At 67.0% G+C, this 473-nt stretch carries 1 protein-coding gene; it reads left to right on the top strand.

Annotation, left to right across the window (positions count from 1 at the left end; all coding sequences use genetic code 11):
• A partial coding sequence (locus tag HWX22_RS31535; RefSeq protein WP_347879493.1) for a peroxidase family protein occupies positions 1-473 on the top strand: 473 nt, incomplete at both ends.

The following is a 473-nucleotide window of genomic DNA, read 5'->3' as shown; positions in this document are numbered from 1 at the left end:
ACGGCCAGAAAATCTCGTGGGCCGACCTGATCATCCTGGCGGGCAATGTCGCGCTGGAAAATTCGGGTTTCCGCACCTTCGGTTTCGCGGCAGGCCGCGAAGACGTGTGGGAGCCGGACCTGGACGTGAACTGGGGTGACGAGAAGGCCTGGCTGTCGCACCGCAATCCGGAAACGCTCAAGGACAATCCGCTGTCCGCGACCGAAATGGGCCTGATCTACGTGAACCCGGAAGGTCCGAACGCCAGCGGCGATCCGGCTTCCGCGGCGCCGGCGATCCGCGCGACCTTCGGCAACATGGCGATGAACGACGAGGAAATCGTCGCGCTCATCGCCGGCGGCCACACGTTCGGCAAGACGCACGGCGCGGGCTCGGCGGACCACGTCGGTGCCGATCCGGAAGCTGCCGCGCTCGAAACACAGGGCCTGGGCTGGACCAGCAGCTTCGCCAGCGGCGCGGGCGCCGATGCCATC

This window comes from Burkholderia sp. BCC1638, from assembly GCF_902833195.1.
Taxonomy (GTDB): domain Bacteria; phylum Pseudomonadota; class Gammaproteobacteria; order Burkholderiales; family Burkholderiaceae; genus Burkholderia; species Burkholderia diffusa.
This window is presented reverse-complemented; position numbering and strand designations above follow the sequence as displayed.